This is a genomic window from Mesorhizobium silamurunense, from assembly GCF_014843825.1.
Lineage (GTDB): Bacteria > Pseudomonadota > Alphaproteobacteria > Rhizobiales > Rhizobiaceae > Mesorhizobium > Mesorhizobium silamurunense.
The window spans coordinates 1-1,026 of sequence record NZ_JHQR01000278.1 but is presented as its reverse complement, the minus strand read 5'-3'; the positions used below and the strand labels follow the sequence as shown (position 1 = coordinate 1,026).

Here is a 1,026-nt window from a genome sequence, read left to right as displayed (position 1 = left end):
GAGCGGCGGCTCTTCGGCGCGCGCGATCCACTCGCCGCCGGCGGCAAAGACCAGCACCAGAAGCAGCGCCGGCAGCGCGTAGCCGAGGTCGCGGTCGATATCGCCAAAGGTGAGCCAGAGTGCCGCGAGCACAACCAGCGGCGTAATGACGCCCCATGCCGCCCAGGACGCGGCGCGGACAGGCGCGGTTGCCGCAGAACGGCGCGCAGCCCAGAAGCCAGTTCCGATGAAGACGAGGGCAAGCGCGATGCCGATGCGGAAGGTCAGCGTGTCGGCTATCGCCAGCGGCTCGGCGCCCAGGCCGACATCCAGCGCATCGGCGCCGATGGTGGCAGGCGGGATGATGCCGAGATGGATCAGCACCGTCGCCAGACCGGCGGCGAAGACCAGCGGCAGAGCGCGCGGCCGGTAGAGCGCTACCGCCACAAGCGCCGCGAGCAGCACCGCGCCATGCAAAGCATAACCGGCCTTGGCAAAGACCGGATCGACCGACAGTCCGAGCGCGGTCAGCGCAACGAAGAAGCCGGGCGCGATCGACGGCCAGTCGAAGCCTCGCTCCGCCTCGTCGCGTCGGCCGAGCCAGACGAAGGCGAGCACGGCGAGCGTCGCCAGGCTGATGAACAGGACGGCGGCCAGGTTCACCTCCGGAGCATCGGTCATGTAGAGGATGGTCCAGATGCCGCAGCCGGCGAAGGCAGCGGCGACCAGCGCCTTCCAGTCACGGATGCGGGCGATCGCGGCAGTGGCGGCAAGCACGATCGCCAGATAGACGAACAGCGCCCAGGGGTTGGGCGCTTGCGAGGCGACGAGCGCCGGCGTGACCATGGCGCCGACAAGGCCGATGCCGGCCAGCGCCAGGCCGTGGACCAGCGAGGCGGCGATGGCCGCGACGCCGATGGCGCCGAGCAGCGCGAAGGCGAGCGCCGGACCGATGAAGCCATAGATGCCGTGCGCGGCGTAGACGGTACCGAACAGGATGAAGGCGCCGGCCGCCGTCAGGATCGACGGGATATAGGCGCCGGCAGC

The 1,026-nt window shown here is 70.3% G+C and carries 1 protein-coding gene; it reads right to left on the bottom strand.

Features of this window, described 5'->3' with window-relative positions; genetic code table 11:
• Positions 1–1,026 (bottom strand): DUF2339 domain-containing protein (locus DH10_RS29085; protein ID WP_192385618.1); only part of this gene is annotated, 1,026 nt, incomplete at both ends.